This is a genomic window from Massilia sp., from assembly GCF_032106685.1.
Taxonomy (GTDB): Bacteria; Pseudomonadota; Gammaproteobacteria; order Burkholderiales; family Burkholderiaceae_D; genus Telluria.
Genome location: NZ_DAMCPG010000021.1, coordinates 65,363 through 79,473, shown reverse-complemented (window position 1 = coordinate 79,473; position 14,111 = coordinate 65,363). Strand labels below are relative to the sequence as shown.

General features: G+C 64.6%; 19 protein-coding genes and 1 tRNA gene. 13 read left to right on the top strand and 7 right to left on the bottom strand.

The window, feature by feature from the left end; translation table 11 throughout:
* Positions 1-235 precede the first annotated feature (235 nt).
* Both rpsJ and RT688_RS13470 read left to right on the top strand, forming a co-directional pair.
* Positions 236-553: a 30S ribosomal protein S10 gene (gene rpsJ / locus RT688_RS13475; RefSeq protein ID WP_130186563.1), complete on the top strand. Its 318-nt coding sequence runs from the start codon at positions 236-238 to the stop codon at positions 551-553.
* Positions 554-735: 182 nt separating this feature from the next.
* Positions 736-1,653: a hypothetical protein gene (locus tag RT688_RS13470; RefSeq protein ID WP_313705368.1), complete on the top strand. Its 918-nt coding sequence runs from the start codon at positions 736-738 to the stop codon at positions 1,651-1,653.
* Positions 1,654-1,656: 3 nt separating this feature from the next.
* On the opposite strand, the gene RT688_RS13465 is transcribed toward RT688_RS13470, so the two are convergent.
* The 7 genes from RT688_RS13465 to RT688_RS13435 all read right to left on the bottom strand — a co-directional run bounded on the left by RT688_RS13465 (position 1,657) and on the right by RT688_RS13435 (position 8,503).
* On the bottom strand, positions 1,657-2,910 hold the full coding sequence (locus tag RT688_RS13465; protein ID WP_313705367.1) for a TerD family protein: 1,254 nt from the start codon (positions 2,908-2,910) through the stop codon (positions 1,657-1,659).
* Positions 2,911-2,923: 13 nt separating this feature from the next.
* Positions 2,924-3,829, bottom strand: a complete 906-nt coding sequence (locus RT688_RS13460; protein ID WP_313705366.1) for an HpcH/HpaI aldolase/citrate lyase family protein — start codon at positions 3,827-3,829, stop codon at positions 2,924-2,926.
* Positions 3,822-4,910 (bottom strand): cysteine protease StiP family protein, encoded by a 1,089-nt coding sequence (locus tag RT688_RS13455; protein ID WP_313705365.1) that lies wholly within the window; start codon positions 4,908-4,910, stop codon positions 3,822-3,824. Before RT688_RS13455 ends, RT688_RS13460 begins: the two co-directional genes overlap by 8 nt.
* On the bottom strand, positions 4,907-5,659 hold the full coding sequence (locus tag RT688_RS13450; RefSeq protein WP_313705364.1) for a hypothetical protein: 753 nt from the start codon (positions 5,657-5,659) through the stop codon (positions 4,907-4,909). Before RT688_RS13450 ends, RT688_RS13455 begins: the two co-directional genes overlap by 4 nt.
* Positions 5,637-6,821, bottom strand: coding sequence for a phosphoribosyltransferase domain-containing protein (locus RT688_RS13445; protein ID WP_313705363.1), 1,185 nt, complete (start codon positions 6,819-6,821; stop codon positions 5,637-5,639). Before RT688_RS13445 ends, RT688_RS13450 begins: the two co-directional genes overlap by 23 nt.
* On the bottom strand, positions 6,818-7,837 hold the full coding sequence (locus RT688_RS13440; protein ID WP_313705362.1) for an ATP-grasp domain-containing protein: 1,020 nt from the start codon (positions 7,835-7,837) through the stop codon (positions 6,818-6,820). Before RT688_RS13440 ends, RT688_RS13445 begins: the two co-directional genes overlap by 4 nt.
* A gap of 90 nt (positions 7,838-7,927) precedes the next feature.
* Positions 7,928-8,503, bottom strand: coding sequence for a TerD family protein (locus RT688_RS13435; RefSeq protein WP_313705361.1), 576 nt, complete (start codon positions 8,501-8,503; stop codon positions 7,928-7,930).
* Positions 8,504-9,001: 498 nt separating this feature from the next.
* Between RT688_RS13435 and RT688_RS13430 the strand changes: the two genes are divergently transcribed.
* The 11 genes from RT688_RS13430 (at position 9,002) to rpsQ (ending at position 14,087) form a co-directional block, all read left to right on the top strand.
* Positions 9,002-9,078: transfer RNA gene (locus RT688_RS13430), tRNA-Val, on the top strand.
* Positions 9,079-9,351: 273 nt separating this feature from the next.
* Positions 9,352-10,008, top strand: coding sequence for a 50S ribosomal protein L3 (rplC, locus tag RT688_RS13425; protein WP_313705360.1), 657 nt, complete (start codon positions 9,352-9,354; stop codon positions 10,006-10,008).
* A 2-nt stretch (positions 10,009-10,010) separates the two neighbouring features.
* On the top strand, positions 10,011-10,631 hold the full coding sequence (gene rplD, locus RT688_RS13420; protein ID WP_027867260.1) for a 50S ribosomal protein L4: 621 nt from the start codon (positions 10,011-10,013) through the stop codon (positions 10,629-10,631).
* Positions 10,628-10,945 (top strand): 50S ribosomal protein L23, encoded by a 318-nt coding sequence (rplW, locus tag RT688_RS13415; RefSeq protein ID WP_312550063.1) that lies wholly within the window; start codon positions 10,628-10,630, stop codon positions 10,943-10,945. The genes rplD and rplW overlap by 4 nt, the downstream gene beginning before the upstream one ends.
* On the top strand, positions 10,945-11,772 hold the full coding sequence (gene rplB, locus RT688_RS13410) for a 50S ribosomal protein L2 (protein WP_312550064.1): 828 nt from the start codon (positions 10,945-10,947) through the stop codon (positions 11,770-11,772). The genes rplW and rplB overlap by 1 nt, the downstream gene beginning before the upstream one ends.
* A 9-nt stretch (positions 11,773-11,781) precedes the next feature.
* On the top strand, positions 11,782-12,057 hold the full coding sequence (gene rpsS, locus RT688_RS13405; RefSeq protein WP_312550065.1) for a 30S ribosomal protein S19: 276 nt from the start codon (positions 11,782-11,784) through the stop codon (positions 12,055-12,057).
* Positions 12,054-12,386: a 50S ribosomal protein L22 gene (gene rplV, locus RT688_RS13400; protein ID WP_174348348.1), complete on the top strand. Its 333-nt coding sequence runs from the start codon at positions 12,054-12,056 to the stop codon at positions 12,384-12,386. Before rpsS ends, rplV begins: the two co-directional genes overlap by 4 nt.
* An 11-nt stretch (positions 12,387-12,397) precedes the next feature.
* Entirely contained in the window at positions 12,398-13,192 is a 795-nt protein-coding gene (gene rpsC, locus RT688_RS13395; RefSeq protein WP_312550066.1) for a 30S ribosomal protein S3, read from the top strand.
* Between the two features lie 2 nt (positions 13,193-13,194).
* Positions 13,195-13,614, top strand: a complete 420-nt coding sequence (gene rplP / locus RT688_RS13390; protein WP_312550067.1) for a 50S ribosomal protein L16 — start codon at positions 13,195-13,197, stop codon at positions 13,612-13,614.
* A gap of 12 nt (positions 13,615-13,626) precedes the next feature.
* On the top strand, positions 13,627-13,818 hold the full coding sequence (rpmC, locus tag RT688_RS13385; protein WP_027867254.1) for a 50S ribosomal protein L29: 192 nt from the start codon (positions 13,627-13,629) through the stop codon (positions 13,816-13,818).
* Positions 13,815-14,087: a 30S ribosomal protein S17 gene (gene rpsQ, locus RT688_RS13380; protein ID WP_135191947.1), complete on the top strand. Its 273-nt coding sequence runs from the start codon at positions 13,815-13,817 to the stop codon at positions 14,085-14,087. Before rpmC ends, rpsQ begins: the two co-directional genes overlap by 4 nt.
* The last annotated feature ends 24 nt before the right edge of the window (positions 14,088-14,111 follow it).

The following is a 14,111-nucleotide window of genomic DNA, read 5'->3' as shown; positions in this document are numbered from 1 at the left end:
CCGCGAAGGCGGCCGTACCGTCGGCGCCGGCGTGGTTGCCAAGATCATCGCCTAATAGCGTTTGATCACCGGGCAGGGCATTAGTCCTGTCCGAACAACAGAGGGGGCAGAATTTCGGTTCTGCCCCCTCTGTACGAGTGGAACAGTGTTATACTCCCGCTCTTGTGCTGTACCGAAGTAACCGAATACATGATTGCCGGCGACAAGCCGGTTCGTTCTTTTTTAAGGAAATAGCATGTCCACTCCAAACCAGAAAATCCGCATTCGCCTGAAAGCGTTCGACTACAAGCTGATCGACCAGTCCGCACTGGAAATCGTCGACACCGCCAAGCGCACCGGCGCTGTGGTCAAGGGCCCGGTCCCGCTGCCGACCCGCATCCAGCGTTTCGACGTCCTGCGTTCCCCGCACGTCAACAAGACCTCGCGCGACCAGTTCGAAATCCGTACGCACCAGCGTCTGATGGACATCGTGGACCCGACCGACAAGACCGTTGACGCACTGATGAAGCTGGACCTGCCGGCTGGCGTCGACGTCGAGATCAAGCTGCAGTAATTCTTTCGACAGACGCGGAGCGATCCGCGAGCGTTGAAATAATCGGGGCCGGGAAGGGTCGCCATGTGGCGAACCTTCCCGGCCCCGATGTTTTATACAAGCCGCCAACGGATGATTGCCAAGCATCAACCATGTTAAAATCCATACAATAGTTTTCTTGACCAGCATGGAGGGAGGACGGGGTGAAAGCGCGGCAGGCATTATTTGCAAAGCAGCTGACCTGGCTGCAGGACACCAACTGGTGGCAGATGCTGGGCTATGCCTGGGTCGTCTTCGTCTTCGGCCGCATGGCGGCCTACGCCATGCCCGACACCGCCAGGGCGCTGCTGGACAAGCCGCTGCTCATGCTGCCGCTGCTCCTGCTCGTTGCCAAGGATCTCGCTGGCATTCCCGATTTCTCGCGCCGCATGCGCCAGGTCGCGCGCAAGGGCACGCCCTGGAGCGCGCGCCTGGGCGCCACGCTGCCGCCCGAATTCCTCGCCTTTATCAAACTCGGCCACGCGATGCGCCAGGGCTTCCTGGCCTGGGTGCGGCGCCAGCCCCATCCGGCGCGCCCAGCAGGTACGCTGCTGACCTACACCGAACGCGGCGCCTATTCGACCGTGCTCGGCATCGCCGTCTTTTCCGCCTGCATCGAACTGCCGCTCGACGCCGCGATCGCCTCGATCTTCATCGACGAGCCGCGCGTGCGCGCCATCCTGCACGTGTGCTCGCTGTTCTCGGCCGCGACGATCCTGATGTGGGTGGTGGCCGACCGCTGGATGGTGCGGGGCGCGAAAGGGCACGTGTTGACGGGCGACGCGCTCGACCTGTCGATCGGGGCGCGCGGCTCCGGCGTCATTCCGCTGAGCGCCATCGCCGGCTGCGACAACGTGACCGAGAAACCGGAACAATGGTGCAAGCGCCATGGCGTCGCGCGGCGCGATACCGTCACGGTGTCTCCCTTCGATGCGCCGAACGTGGTGCTGCGCCTGCGGCCCGAGGCGCCGGTGACGATCACGATCTATCAGATGGCCAGTCCGGCGCCGGCCTATGTCTTCCTCTACCTCGACCGGCCCGAACTGCTCGGCGCGGCCGTGCGCCGCGCCAATGAAGAATAAGTCCTAGTCCTTCGACCCGGTCTTCCAGCGCAGCCCGAAACCGAAACGCTGGTCCATCAGTTCGTGCGCGCTGGTACGGCCCTGCTGCTCGAAGTACTCGACCATCTTGGTCACCTGCAGGCGGCCGCCCTGGTTCTCGATCATCGCGATCGCGCACATCATCTGCCTGCCGCCCTGGTCGAGCCGCACCTCGATCGGCGCCTGGTTCGGCACCGCCACCGTCACCACGCCGTCGGTCGCCGACCAGTTCGGCACGCCCTCGTAGATGAAGGAGAAGATCAGCGCGCGCCGGATCTGGTCGAACTGGTCGCCGTTGATCCACAGGTTCTCGCCGCCGGTCGATGCGCCGGTGCGGTCGTCGGCGTCGAGCTTGATGTAGGGCAGGCGGTCGTAGTCGCCCCAGGCATTGCCCAGCGCCTGTACCAGGCCCTTGCGGCCGTCGGCCAGCTCGAACATGCAGCCGAGATCGAGGTCGATGCCGCCGCCCGGACGGCGCGGCCGGCCCGCGTTACCCAGCGCGCCGCTCAGGCGGCCGAGGAAGCCGGTCTTTTCCGGCGCCGGCGCCGGCGCCGGCGAGGTCGAGGACTGGTTCCAGTTGAGGTTGACGTGGATGCGGCCGTAGCCGCGGCCGGGCGCCTTGTCGAGCGACACCTTGTCGCCGCGTTTTTCCAGCGTGATCTTCGAGAGCGAGACTTTCGGCGCCGCGGGTGCCGGGGCAGCGGGCGCTGGGGCTGGCGACGACGCCGGCTTGGCCTCGGTGCCGCCGAAGTGCGCGAGCAGCGCCGACAGGCCGCCATTGAAGCCCTGGCCGACCGCGCCGAAGCGCCACTGGCCGTCGCGCCGGTAGATCTCGGCCACGATCACCGCCTTTTCGTCGCCGAAGTCCGCGCCCGACCACGGGAAGCGGACCGCGTCGCCCACGGTGAGCGAACTGGCGCCGAGCGCGCGCATGGTCTGGGCGCCGTCGATCGCGGCCACGAACACCAGCTTGGCGATCGAGGCCGGCAGGGCGTCGAGGTTGATCGTAAAGCGCGCCTTGCCGCCGGAGAGATTGAGCGTCACGGCGTCGCCCGGGCTGGCGAGCTGGTTGTAGAAGACCATGTAGCGGTCGTCCGAGAGCTTGTCGGACGCATCCAGGCCGAAGCAGGAGACATCGACCGAGATGCCGGGCGCGTTGAGGTCGACCTCGACCGGGAAGCGGGTGCCGGCGCCGAGATCGGCCAGCTTGCCTTTCTGGCCGCGTGTGAAGTTGTTCATGGTTGGGTCCTTTCTATAAAGCGGCCGGCCAGTGCGGCGCATCGAGCTGGTGGGCGCCGAACAGGCGCGACTGCGCGACCATGCGCTCGGCCCAGGCGCGGTGGGTGGCGACCTCGCACATCGACTCGTGCATCTTGAACACCGCCGGGCTGTTCTCGTCGAGGATCGCCTCGGCGGCGGCCAGGTCCTGCGGCCTGACCTTGTAGTGCTGCTCGATCGGCGCGATCTGGCTCGGGTGGATCGCGGTCTTGCCGACCATGCCGTAGGCCATGTCTTCCTGCACTTCCTGGTCCAGCAGCTCGGGCACGTCGAGGTGCTCGAACACCGGCGCCGTGAGGGCGAAGCCGTAGGGGCGGAAGATCGTCACCAGTTTCGCGATGACCGGGCCGAGCGGCGTGCGGTAGATCGTCATGCCGCGCGGGCGCCGCAGCCCCAGTAACGCCAGCAGGTCGTTGCCGCCGACGCGCAGCGCCAGGATGCGGTTGCGCACGCCCGGCGACTGCAGCAGGTCGCGGAAGGCTTCCATCTCGCGCTCGCTGAACACCTCGGCCGTCTCCAGCGTCGGCATCAGCATGTGGCCGGTGTCGCGCACCAGGCGGTAATACGCGTCGAAATTGTGGCGCGTCGCCTTCGGGATCACGAAGCCGGTCAGTTTATCGGCGCCGCGCATCGCCAGCACGCGCGCCAGCACTTCCGGGTTGCGCACGCGGACGAAGCGCTCGGCCGCCACCTCGGCGCGCATGTTTTCGAGCACGACGGACAGGTTGAACAGCGCCCAGCTCAGCTCGCGGTCGGCGACCGCGTCCTCGGTGCAGAAGATCAGCGAACGCGCCTGCGGCAGCTTGTCGCCGTTCGCCACGTCCAGCAGGTGTTTGTGATTGGCCGGCACGTACAGCGACGCGCCCATCGATTTATGCATCCGATGCACTCCTGATGAGGGAAACAGCTTGGTAGGGCAGCGCCGGGTCGATCTCGACCGGCACCTGTTTTTCTTCGGCCAGCAGGCGCAGGTGGGCCACCGCAGGCGCCTGCGCGTCGCGCAGCACCAGGAGGCGCGGCGCGCGGCGCAGCAGCACCCGCGTGGCCTCGCCGATGCCGGGCTTGACCAGGTTGACGTCATTCACGCCGTAGCGCGCCATCGCGGCCGCAACGTAGGCCTGCGAACGGCTGGCCGCCAGGCGCGCGTCGACCGCCTGCGCCTCGTCCGTCTGGCCGCACAGGGCAAGCGCGCGGCGCTCCAGGTCGTCGACGAAATCGCGCGAGCGGTCGTGCGCGGCGAAGTCGCTGTACAGCACGCAGCCGTGGAAGTCGCGCGGGCCGAGCGCCTTGGCCAGCACCGAGCGGCTGACCAGCCCCGACACCGTCGCGTTCAGGATGCTCGACGGGATCAGGTAGTCGTCGCAGGAGGCCGCGCAGGCGGCGGCCCCAGCCAGGTCGGACAGCACGAACAGGCCGCTGTCGATCTCCGTGCCGTGCTCGCGGTTGAAGCGTTCGATCGAGGCGGCCAATTCGCGCGCGATCACGCCTTTGCCGGTCCAGCCGTCGACGAACACGATCGACGCCGGCGCATGGCCCTGGGCCAGGATGTGGCGCAGGGCATTCGCATCGATGCCGCGGTCGCGCACGATCGACACCGAGTAATGCGTCGCCACGCGGTCGTGCACGCGCTCGAGCAGGCGTTTGAGGAGCACGCCGACGGGCGTGCCGCCGCGCGCCAGCGACACGACCGTGACCGGGCCGCTGCGGCGCTGTGCAACCAGTTGGGCCAGGCGCAGGCAGTCGCGCGCCATGCGTTCGCCGTTCGCGCGACAGGCCTCGTCGAACACCGCGACGTAGCGCGCCGAGGGCGGGCGCTCCGGCGACAGCATCTCGCTGTAGTGGCGTTGGCCCGACTGGATCAGGCGTTCCTTCTCGGCGACGTCGTCGACGAAGTCGGCCAGCGGCAGCGGCTTGAGCAGAAAAGTCACGTCCGCGCCATGGTAGCTGCCGGAGAAGTTCACAGCGCCTCCACGGTGAGCTTCGCGAGCTGGGTGCGGCGCGGGATGATGGCGTAGTCGCAGTCGGCCATGAAGCGCGCATCCGAACGGCTGTCGCCCATGCCGAAGGTGATGATCTCGCCGTGTTCGCGGCGCAGGCGCCCGGTCACCCAGGCGACCGCGTTCGCCTTGTCCAGGCTCGTCGGCAGGATCGCCAGGTTGTTGCCGTTGCGGTGCACGCAGTAGTCCTGGCGCCCGTCCGCGATCCAGGGGCGCACCACCTCGTCCTCGATCGGCAGCAGGTTCGCCGCGACCTTGCCCGGATCCTTCACCACCACGAAGAACGGCGTGCCGGCATCCTCGACCAGGCGCGCGCGGCCCTTGAAACCGGTGTCGTCGGCCCAGGCGTCGATGCGGGCCGCCAGTTCCTGCAAACCGGGCAGGGCGGCCGTCATCTTGTCGTGCATCGTGCCCTGCCAGTCGCGGTCGATGCTGCCGTCGGGCAGCAGGATCACGCCGCCGAAGTTCAGGATCGCGTAGCTGGTAAAGCCCAGGTCGACGCGGCGGAAGGCGTCCAGGCTGCGCGCGGTGGTCGGGATCACCGTCATGCCTTCGCTGGCGAAGGTGAAGAACGCGCGCTGCGCCGGCGTGGTCAGCGAACAGACGCTGCCGTCGCCGTAATAGGCGGCCGGCTCGAGCCCTTCGCGCACCGCGCATTTTTCCAGGGTCTGGAACAGCGTGTCGTCCAGGTCAGCGAACAGGAACTTCTTCAACGTCGTCCTCGGTGTGGTAGTGGAACAGGCGCGCGCCGAGCTGGGCGGCGAGCTCGCGCAGCGCCGCGTTCGGTGGCGTCTCGTGGCACACCAGCACCTGCGCGTACTGGCCGGGCGCCACGTTGTACAGGAAGTTGGCGATGCCTTCGCCGTAGTTGTCGGGGAAGCTCAGCGCGTGCCCGACGGCGCCCCAGGTCAGGATCGGCGAGCGCGTGGTCGACTGCACCACCACGTCCAGGCCAAGGGCTTCGAGCGCCGCGCCCAGCAAGGTGGACGCATGCATGAATTCGCCGGTGCCGAGCACCAGCACTTTTGCGCCGGGCGCGATGCCCGCCGCCAGCCGGTGCGCCAGGGCTTCAGGCGTACGCAGGCCGCGCGTGAGGCCGAGGCGGCCGAATGCCGTGCTGGCGCCACGCTCGGCCAGCGCATCGAAGCGCTGGGCCGGCGCGGCGTCGACCGGGATGTGCGCGGCCTCGAAGCGGTACTCGCCGTCGATCAGCGCACCCAGGGTGGCGGGCATGCCGAAGCGCGCGGCCAGGGCGCCGGTTGCGGCCTGGCCCATGAAGTTGGCGATGACCGCCAGGTGCACGCGTTCGATCGCCGGGTTCAGGCGCAAGCAGGCCTGGGCCAGGTTGACGAAGGTGTTGCCGGTGCTGGCCTCGTCGTCGACCAGCACGATGGTCCTTGCATTGAGCAGCAGGTCCTGTTCGTGGCGGCTTGCGGGCATGTGCAGGAACTGGCGCGGCGCGTGGCTGTGGGCTTCCTCGAACTCGATGATGGGACCCGTGCCGACGCGGTAGCGCGTGGTGTGCAGGAACAGCGCGTCGCGCCCCGGATTGGCGCGCAGCCAGGCCTCGAACACGCCCTGGCCCAGGCCGACGGCCGTCTCGGCCATGGCGATGAAGAGTACCGGGCCGTCGCCAGCCGGCACGCCGGCGGCCAGGCGCGCGTGCACCGCGAGCATGGTCGATGGACGCACCGGCCAGTGCTTGCCCAGCACCTTGCTCAGGAACAGGAAACCACGCTTGGCGTTGGCGCGCGCGGCGAAGCCGAGCAGCGCGTCGAGTTCGTCCGCGCCATTGTAGAGATCGATCTCGAGCAGGCCGGTGGGCAGGCGTTCGCTGCGGCGGACCGGCAAGCCGGCGTCGAGGCGCGCGTTCATGCCAGCTCCACGGCGCGGCTCAATTCGCCGACGCGGATGCCGTTGCGCACCGGTGCGACCTCGACCTTGTCGAAACCGTCGGCGAAGCCGCGCAAGGCGATGTACGGCAGGTTGGGGCCGGCTACGCAGGCCATGCCGATGCCGCCCGACATGCGCGGATTAATCTCGAGCAGGCGTGCGCGTCCTCCGGCTTCGCGGAACTGCACGTTGAACAGGCCGTTCAGGCCATACGCCTGCGCCAGGCGCGCGGTGGCGTCGAGGATGTCGGCGCGCTGGTCGATGCGCTGGCCGGCGCCGGCCTGCGTGCCTTTGCGGCGCGCGACCGCCGCCACCAGGCGGCCGTTGTCGCCGACGCAGTCGACGCTGTATTCGCGCCCGTCCAGGTATTCCATCAACAGCATGTCGCGGAATTCGCCGAGGGCGGGCAGGGCGCGCCGGAAGTCGTCGAGCGAGACGTGGTACTCGGCGCCGGCCATCAGGAGCTCGGCGCTGCTGCGCGTCTCGTCCAGCACGGCGAAGCCCAGGCCGTAGATCGAGCGCGAGGGTTTCACGCACAGCCTGGCGTGACGGCGGCGCAGCTGGTCGTAGGCTTCTTCGAAACCGGCGGCGTCGCGGAAGGCGCGGAACTCGGCCACGGGCGCGCCGGGCAGGTCGGCTTCCCGGTAGAAGCGGCCCTTGTCGTGAATCAGCTGCAGGTTCTGTTCCGAGGCGCAGCTCAGGACGCGGGTGCCGATGGCGGCAAAGCGCGCGTGGGCGCCCGCCAGCAGGGTGGCTTCGCGGCCGGGGACGAAGATGGCGACGGCGTGCGCGCGGCAGAAGTCCAGGCACCAGTCGATGTAGGACTGTCCTTCGAGCCCGGTCGGCTCGGCGTGGAATTCGTGGGCGGCGCGCGCCACCGGCGATTGCGGATTCGGATTGCTGTGGATGATGTGGAAGCGGCCGTCGACATCGTCGCGGCGGATCAGGTCGATCGCGGCGTGGACGGACGAGAACGTACGGTTGAACCAGACGCGCATGAAGTCCTTGTAATGCTGTGGGAGAGTGCCCCGCGCTCAGGCGGGGCGGGAGCAGGGGAGGAAGGCACCCTGCGATCCGGCGGGGCCGGATTACACGTTGACGCCGAACGAGCGCGCCAATGGGCCCAGGCCGCCGTTGTAGCCCTGGCCGACGGCGCGGAATTTCCAGTCGCCGCCTGCGCGGTACAGTTCGCCGAAGATCATGGCGGTCTCGGTCGAGCTGTCCTCGGACAGGTCGTAGCGTGCGATCTCGCCGTTGGTGCCGGCGTTGACGCAGCGGATGAAGGCCTTGCCGATCATGCCGAAGTTCTGGCGGCGCGCTTCGGCGTCGTGGATGGTGACGCAGAACGAGATCTTGTCGACGTCGGCCGGGACTTTCGTCAGGTCGACGGTGAGGGTCTCGTCGTCGCCCTCGCCCTGGCCGGTGGTGTTGTCGCCGTTGTGGACGACCGAGCCGTCGGTCGACTTCAGGTTGTTATAGAAGATGAAGTCGCTATCGCCGCGCACCTTCGCGTCGGACTTCAGCATGAACGCGCTGCCGTCCAGGTCGAAGGCCGCGCCGTCGGTCGAGCGCGGGTCCCAGCCCAGGCCGATGAGGACCTTGGTGAGGTTCGGTGCTTCCTTGCTGAGGTTGACGTTGCCGCCTTTTTGCAAACTGATTGCCATTACAGCTCCTTTCATTGGAGTGAAAACTGCAGTGGATACCGCCGTCGGTGACGGCGGCGGCCGTGATTCCCGCCTGGCCTGGAGTCGATTTGCATCGACTGCCAATATAGGCGTTAATTATTCGATTGTACACAGCTGTCCTTATGGCAAGCTTAGGCGTACGGGAGGGTATGTCGGCGCAGGGTATGCGGCGGGCGCGGGGGCTGTTGCCTGTGCCGTTATCGGAATTCACGATCCGCGTGGGCTCGAGAGCCCACCCTACGGGAGGCGCCTCGGACTCGCGGCGACAGAGCCCGCGATTGGCTTCGCTTTTTTCACCGGAGTCCGCAGCGCCGCCCGTAGGGTGGGCACCTGTGCCCACGCGGACGGCGCGTACCAATCACAGGGCAGTCAGCAGCCCCACAAGCGCCTGCGCACCTGAAGATCACCACCCCAAAAAAACTTTCTCAAACTCAGCTATTGCAAACCGCCGATGCCTTCCCTATAATGCGGGACCTCGGGCGGTTAGTTCAGTTGGTTAGAATACTTGGTCGACATCCAAGGGGTCGCAGGTTCGAATCCTGCACCGCCCACCAAACACTTCAAATATGCGCAGAGCCCTTCGCGGTTCTGCAGAGAAAAGGCGCATTGGTGCCTTTTCTGTGCTGGCCAGCTAGGCCAGATTCCTTCTTCTCCACGCTACTGCGAAAAATGCGCAACAGGGTTCACATACCCCTGATTAACTTGTTGCGTCAAGCCCTTTTGCGCGCTATACTAGCCGGCTTCGGTATGGATTCGTCTTTTTAGATCCGTACTTTTTCTAGTAGTTAAACAACCCCCGCCCAATCGTAGGTGGGAATGGAGAAAAAATGAGCCTGGGCCTTCTCGGTCGCAAGGTTGGCATGATGCGCATCTTCACGGATGACGGGGATTCGATCCCAGTCACCGTGCTCGACGTATCGAACAACCGTGTTGCGCAAATCAAAACTCCTGAAACCGACGGCTATGCCGCAGTTCAGGTCGCATTCGGTCAACGTCGCGCTTCCCGCGTGACCAAGGCTGTTGCGGGTCACCACGCTAAAGCTGGCGTGGAAGCCGGCACGATGCTGAAGGAATTCCGCGTCGACGCCGCCAAGGCAGCCGAACTCAAAACCGGCGACGCCGTCAACGTTTCGCTGTTCGAAGTCGGCCAGAAAATCGACGTGCAAGGCACCTCGATCGGTAAGGGCTACGCCGGTACCATCAAGCGTTACAACTTCGCATCGGGCCGTCAAACCCACGGTAACTCGCGTTCGCACAACGTTCCTGGCTCCATCGGTATGGCGCAGGATCCGGGCCGCGTGTTCCCTGGCAAGCGCATGACCGGTCACATGGGCGACGTTACCGTCACCACCCAGAACCTGGAAATCGCTCGTATCGACGCCGAGCGTCAACTGCTGCTGGTGAAAGGTGCCGTTCCTGGCGCCAAGAACGGTCAAGTGATCGTCAAGCCGGCTGTCAAAGTCAAAGCCAAGAAAGGAGCTTAAATATGGAACTTCAGCTCCTGAATGAGCAAGGTCAAGCTGGCGCCGGCGTTGCCGCCGCCGATACCGTGTTCGGCCGCGAATACAACGAAGCCCTGATTCACCAGATCGTGGTCGCCTACGCCGCCAACGCGCGCAGCGGCAACCGCAAGCAGAAAGACCGTGAAGAAGTCAGCCACACCACGAAGAAGCCATGGCGCCAGAAGGGCACCGGCCGTGCTCGTGCTGGTATGTCGTCGTCGCCTCTGTGGCGCGGCGGTGGTCGTATCTTCCCGAACACCCCGGACGAGAACTTCTCGCACAAGGTCAACAAGAAGATGTTCCGCGCAGGTATCTGCTCGATCTTCTCGCAGCTGGCCCGCGAAGGCCGTCTGAACGTTGTCGAAAACCTGTCGATCGAAGCTCCGAAGACCAAGCTGCTGTCGCAAAAGCTGCAGGGCATGGGCCTGGAATCGGTCCTGGTGATCACCGACACCATCGATGAAAACCTGGAACTGGCATCGCGCAACCTGCCGAACGTGCTGGTTGTCGAGCCGAAAGCGGCCGACCCGATGTCGCTGGTGTTCTACAAGAAAGTCCTGGTCACCAAAGCTGCTCTGGCCAAGATCGAGGAGATGTACGCATGAGCACCGCAATCAAATTTAGCGAAGAGCGCCTGATGAAGGTGCTGCTGGCTCCGGTCATTTCCGAGAAGGCCACCTTCGTCGCGGAAAAGAACGAGCAGATCGTGTTCAAGGTTCTGCCGGACGCAACCAAGCCGGAAATCAAGGCTGCCGTCGAGCTGCTGTTCAAGGTCGAAGTGGAATCGGTGCAAACCGTGAACCGCGAAGGCAAGCAGAAGCGCGCAGGCCGTTTCACCGGTCGTCGCAACCACACCAAGCGCGCTTTCGTGTGCCTGAAGCCAGGCCAGGAAATCAATTTTGTCGAGGAGGCTAAATAATGGCACTCGTTAAGATGAAGCCAACCTCCCCAGGCCGCCGCGGCATGGTGAAGGTTGTGAACGCCGACCTGTACAAAGGCCGTCCGTTCGCAGCCCTGGTTGAGAAGAAATCGAAGACCGCTGGCCGTAACAACAACGGTCACATCACCACCCGCCACATCGGCGGTGGTCACAAGCACCACTACCGCCTGGTTGACTTCAAGCGCAACAAGGACGGTATCCCGGCCAAGGTCGAGCGTATCGAATACGACCCGAACCGCAGCGCGCACATCGCTCTGGTGTGCTACGCCGACGGTCATCGCGCGTACATCATCGCCACCAAGGGCATGGCTGTGGGCGACACCGTCATGAACGGCTCGGAAGCGCCGATCAAGTCGGGTAACTGCCTGCCGATCCGTAACATCCCGGTCGGCACCACCATGCACTGCGTCGAAATGCTGCCAGGTAAGGGTGCCCAGATGGCCCGTACCGCCGGCGCCGGCGTGGTCCTGATGGCCCGTGAAGGCACCTACGCCCAGGTTCGCCTGCGCTCGGGTGAAGTGCGCCGCGTGCACATCGAGTGCCGTGCGACGGTTGGCGAAGTCGGCAACGGCGAGCACAACCTGCGCAAGATCGGTAAAGCTGGTGCGATGCGCTGGCGCGGTGTTCGTCCGACCGTTCGCGGTGTGGTCATGAACCCGATCGACCACCCGCACGGTGGTGGTGAAGGCCGTACGGCTGCCGGTCGTCATCCGGTGTCGCCATGGGGCCAGCAGACCAAGGGCAAGAAGACGCGTTCGAACAAGCGCACTTCGTCGATGATCGTCTCGCGCCGCGGCAAGAAATAAGGATAAATCATGACTCGTTCATTGAAAAAAGGGCCGTTCGTTGACGCCCACCTGGTGAAAAAAGTCGAAGCCGCGCAAGCGACCAAAGACAAGAAGCCAGTCAAAACCTGGTCGCGCCGCTCGACGATCACTCCGGACTTCATCGGTCTCACGATCGCTGTCCACAACGGCAAGCTGCACGTGCCGGTGTACGTCTCGGAGAACATGGTCGGCCACAAGCTCGGCGAATTCGCGCTGACCCGTACGTTCAAGGGCCACGCTGCTGACAAGAAGGCGAAACGATAATGGAAACTAAAGCAATCCTCAAAGGCGTTCGCCTGTCGGAACAGAAGGGCCGCCTGGTTGCGGACCTGATCCGTGGCAAGAAGGTTGACGCAGCACTCAACATTCTGCAGTTCAGCCCGAAAAAGGGCGCGACCATCATCAAGAAGGTTCTGGAGTCGGCGATCGCCAACGCGGAACACAATGATGGCGCCGACATCGACGAGCTGAAGGTCACCCAGATCTACGTCGAAAAGGGCCCGATCCTGAAGCGCTTCACCGCACGTGCGAAGGGCCGCGGCGATCGTATTTCGAAACAATCCTGTCACATCTACGTGACTGTCGGTAACTAAGGGGTCACACGATGGGTCAGAAAATCCACCCAACCGGCTTCCGCCTGGCGGTCACCCGTAACTGGGCGTCGCGCTGGTACGCTGGCAACGGCAACTTCGCCGACATGCTGAAGGAAGACCTGGAAGCTCGCGCTTTCCTGAAGAAGAAGCTGAAGAACGCTTCGGTCGGCCGTATCGTCATCGAGCGTCCTGCCAAGAACGCACGCTTCACGATCTACTCGTCGCGTCCGGGCGTCGTCATCGGCAAGAAGGGCGAAGACATCGAAGTGCTGAAGTCGTCGCTGACGAAGATCATGGGCGTGCCTGTGCACGTCAATATCGAAGAGATCCGCAAGCCGGAAATCGATTCGCAGCTGATCGCCGACTCGATCTCGCAGCAGCTCGAAAAGCGCATCATGTTCCGTCGCGCCATGAAGCGCGCGATGCAGAACGCCATGCGCCTGGGCGCTGTCGGCATCAAGATCATGTCGTCGGGCCGCCTGAACGGCATCGAGATCGCACGTACCGAATGGTACCGCGAAGGCCGTGTGCCTCTGCACACCCTGCGCGCCGATATCGACTACGGCACCAGCGAAGCATCGACCACCTACGGCATCATCGGCGTCAAGGTGTGGGTCTACAAGGGCGACCGTTCGGCAACGGGCGAAGCACCTGTGATCGACGTCCCGGCCGACGAGAAGAAGCCACGCGGCCCGCGTCGCGATGATGGCAAGCCGGGCGGCCGTCCGCGCCCAGGCGCCAAACCAGGAGCCGCTCCAGCAGGTCGTCGCGCCGCTGCCAAGCCGGCTGAGAAAGCAGGAGAATAAAGATGCTGCAGCCATCCCGCAGAAAGTATCGTAAAGAGCAGAAGGGCCGTAACACCGGCATTTCGCACAGCCGCGGCACCGCTGTGTCGTTCGGCGAATTCGGCCTGAAGGCAGTCGCCCGCGGCCGTATCACCGCACGCCAGATCGAAGCGGCGCGTCGTGCGATGACCCGCCACATCAAGCGTGGCGGTCGTATCTGGATCCGTATCTTCCCGGACAAGCCGATCTCGAACAAGCCGGCCGAAGTCCGTATGGGTAACGGTAAGGGTAACCCGGAGTACTACGTCGCCGAAATCCAGCCAGGCAAGGTCCTGTACGAGATGGACGGCGTCGCAGAAGAACTGGCGCGCGAAGCATTCCGCCTGGCCGCTGCCAAACTGCCGCTGGCAACCACCTTCGTGGTGCGCCAAGTCGGCCAATAACAGGAGTTGAATATGAAAGCATCGGAACTCCGCGGCAAGGACCAGGAAGCGCTGCAGAAGGAGCTGAATGAGCTGCTGAAGGCCCAGTTCGGCCTGCGCATGCAAATCGCTACCCAGCAGCTGGGCAATACCGCGCAGCTCAAGAAAGTACGTCGCGACATCGCGCGTGTGAAGACTGTGATGAACTCGAAGGAAGCCAAATGAACGACACCACTAAAACGGCGCTGAAGCGTACGCTGGTCGGCAAGGTCGTGTCCGACAAAATGGACAAGACGGTGACCGTCCTGATCGAGCGTCACGTGAAGCACCCGCTGTACGGCAAGATCATCGTGCGCTCGAACAAGTACCACGCGCACGACGAGACCAACCAGGCCAAGACCGGCGACACGGTCGAGATCCAGGAAGGTCGCCCGATCTCGAAGACGAAGGCGTGGACCGTGACCCGTGTTGTGCAGGTCGCACAGGTTCTGTAAAGCCTGAAAATTTGTCTTGCGGGG

Bases quoted from the DNA above. Each gene is read 5' to 3' on its own strand.
- rpsJ (WP_130186563.1), top strand. From the start codon at position 236: ATGTCCACTCCAAACCAGAAAATCCGCATTCGCCTGAAAGCGTTCGAC.
- RT688_RS13465 (WP_313705367.1), bottom strand. From the start codon at position 2,910: ATGAACAACTTCACACGCGGCCAGAAAGGCAAGCTGGCCGATCTCGGC.
- RT688_RS13460 (WP_313705366.1), bottom strand. From the start codon at position 3,829: ATGCATAAATCGATGGGCGCGTCGCTGTACGTGCCGGCCAATCACAAA.
- RT688_RS13445 (WP_313705363.1), bottom strand. From the start codon at position 6,821: ATGAACGCGCGCCTCGACGCCGGCTTGCCGGTCCGCCGCAGCGAACGC.
- RT688_RS13440 (WP_313705362.1), bottom strand. From the start codon at position 7,837: ATGCGCGTCTGGTTCAACCGTACGTTCTCGTCCGTCCACGCCGCGATC.
- RT688_RS13435 (WP_313705361.1), bottom strand. From the start codon at position 8,503: ATGGCAATCAGTTTGCAAAAAGGCGGCAACGTCAACCTCAGCAAGGAA.
- rplC (WP_313705360.1), top strand. From the start codon at position 9,352: ATGAGCCTGGGCCTTCTCGGTCGCAAGGTTGGCATGATGCGCATCTTC.
- rplD (WP_027867260.1), top strand. From the start codon at position 10,011: ATGGAACTTCAGCTCCTGAATGAGCAAGGTCAAGCTGGCGCCGGCGTT.
- rplW (WP_312550063.1), top strand. From the start codon at position 10,628: ATGAGCACCGCAATCAAATTTAGCGAAGAGCGCCTGATGAAGGTGCTG.
- rplB (WP_312550064.1), top strand. From the start codon at position 10,945: ATGGCACTCGTTAAGATGAAGCCAACCTCCCCAGGCCGCCGCGGCATG.
- rpsS (WP_312550065.1), top strand. From the start codon at position 11,782: ATGACTCGTTCATTGAAAAAAGGGCCGTTCGTTGACGCCCACCTGGTG.
- rpsC (WP_312550066.1), top strand. From the start codon at position 12,398: ATGGGTCAGAAAATCCACCCAACCGGCTTCCGCCTGGCGGTCACCCGT.
- rplP (WP_312550067.1), top strand. From the start codon at position 13,195: ATGCTGCAGCCATCCCGCAGAAAGTATCGTAAAGAGCAGAAGGGCCGT.
- rpmC (WP_027867254.1), top strand. From the start codon at position 13,627: ATGAAAGCATCGGAACTCCGCGGCAAGGACCAGGAAGCGCTGCAGAAG.
- rpsQ (WP_135191947.1), top strand. From the start codon at position 13,815: ATGAACGACACCACTAAAACGGCGCTGAAGCGTACGCTGGTCGGCAAG.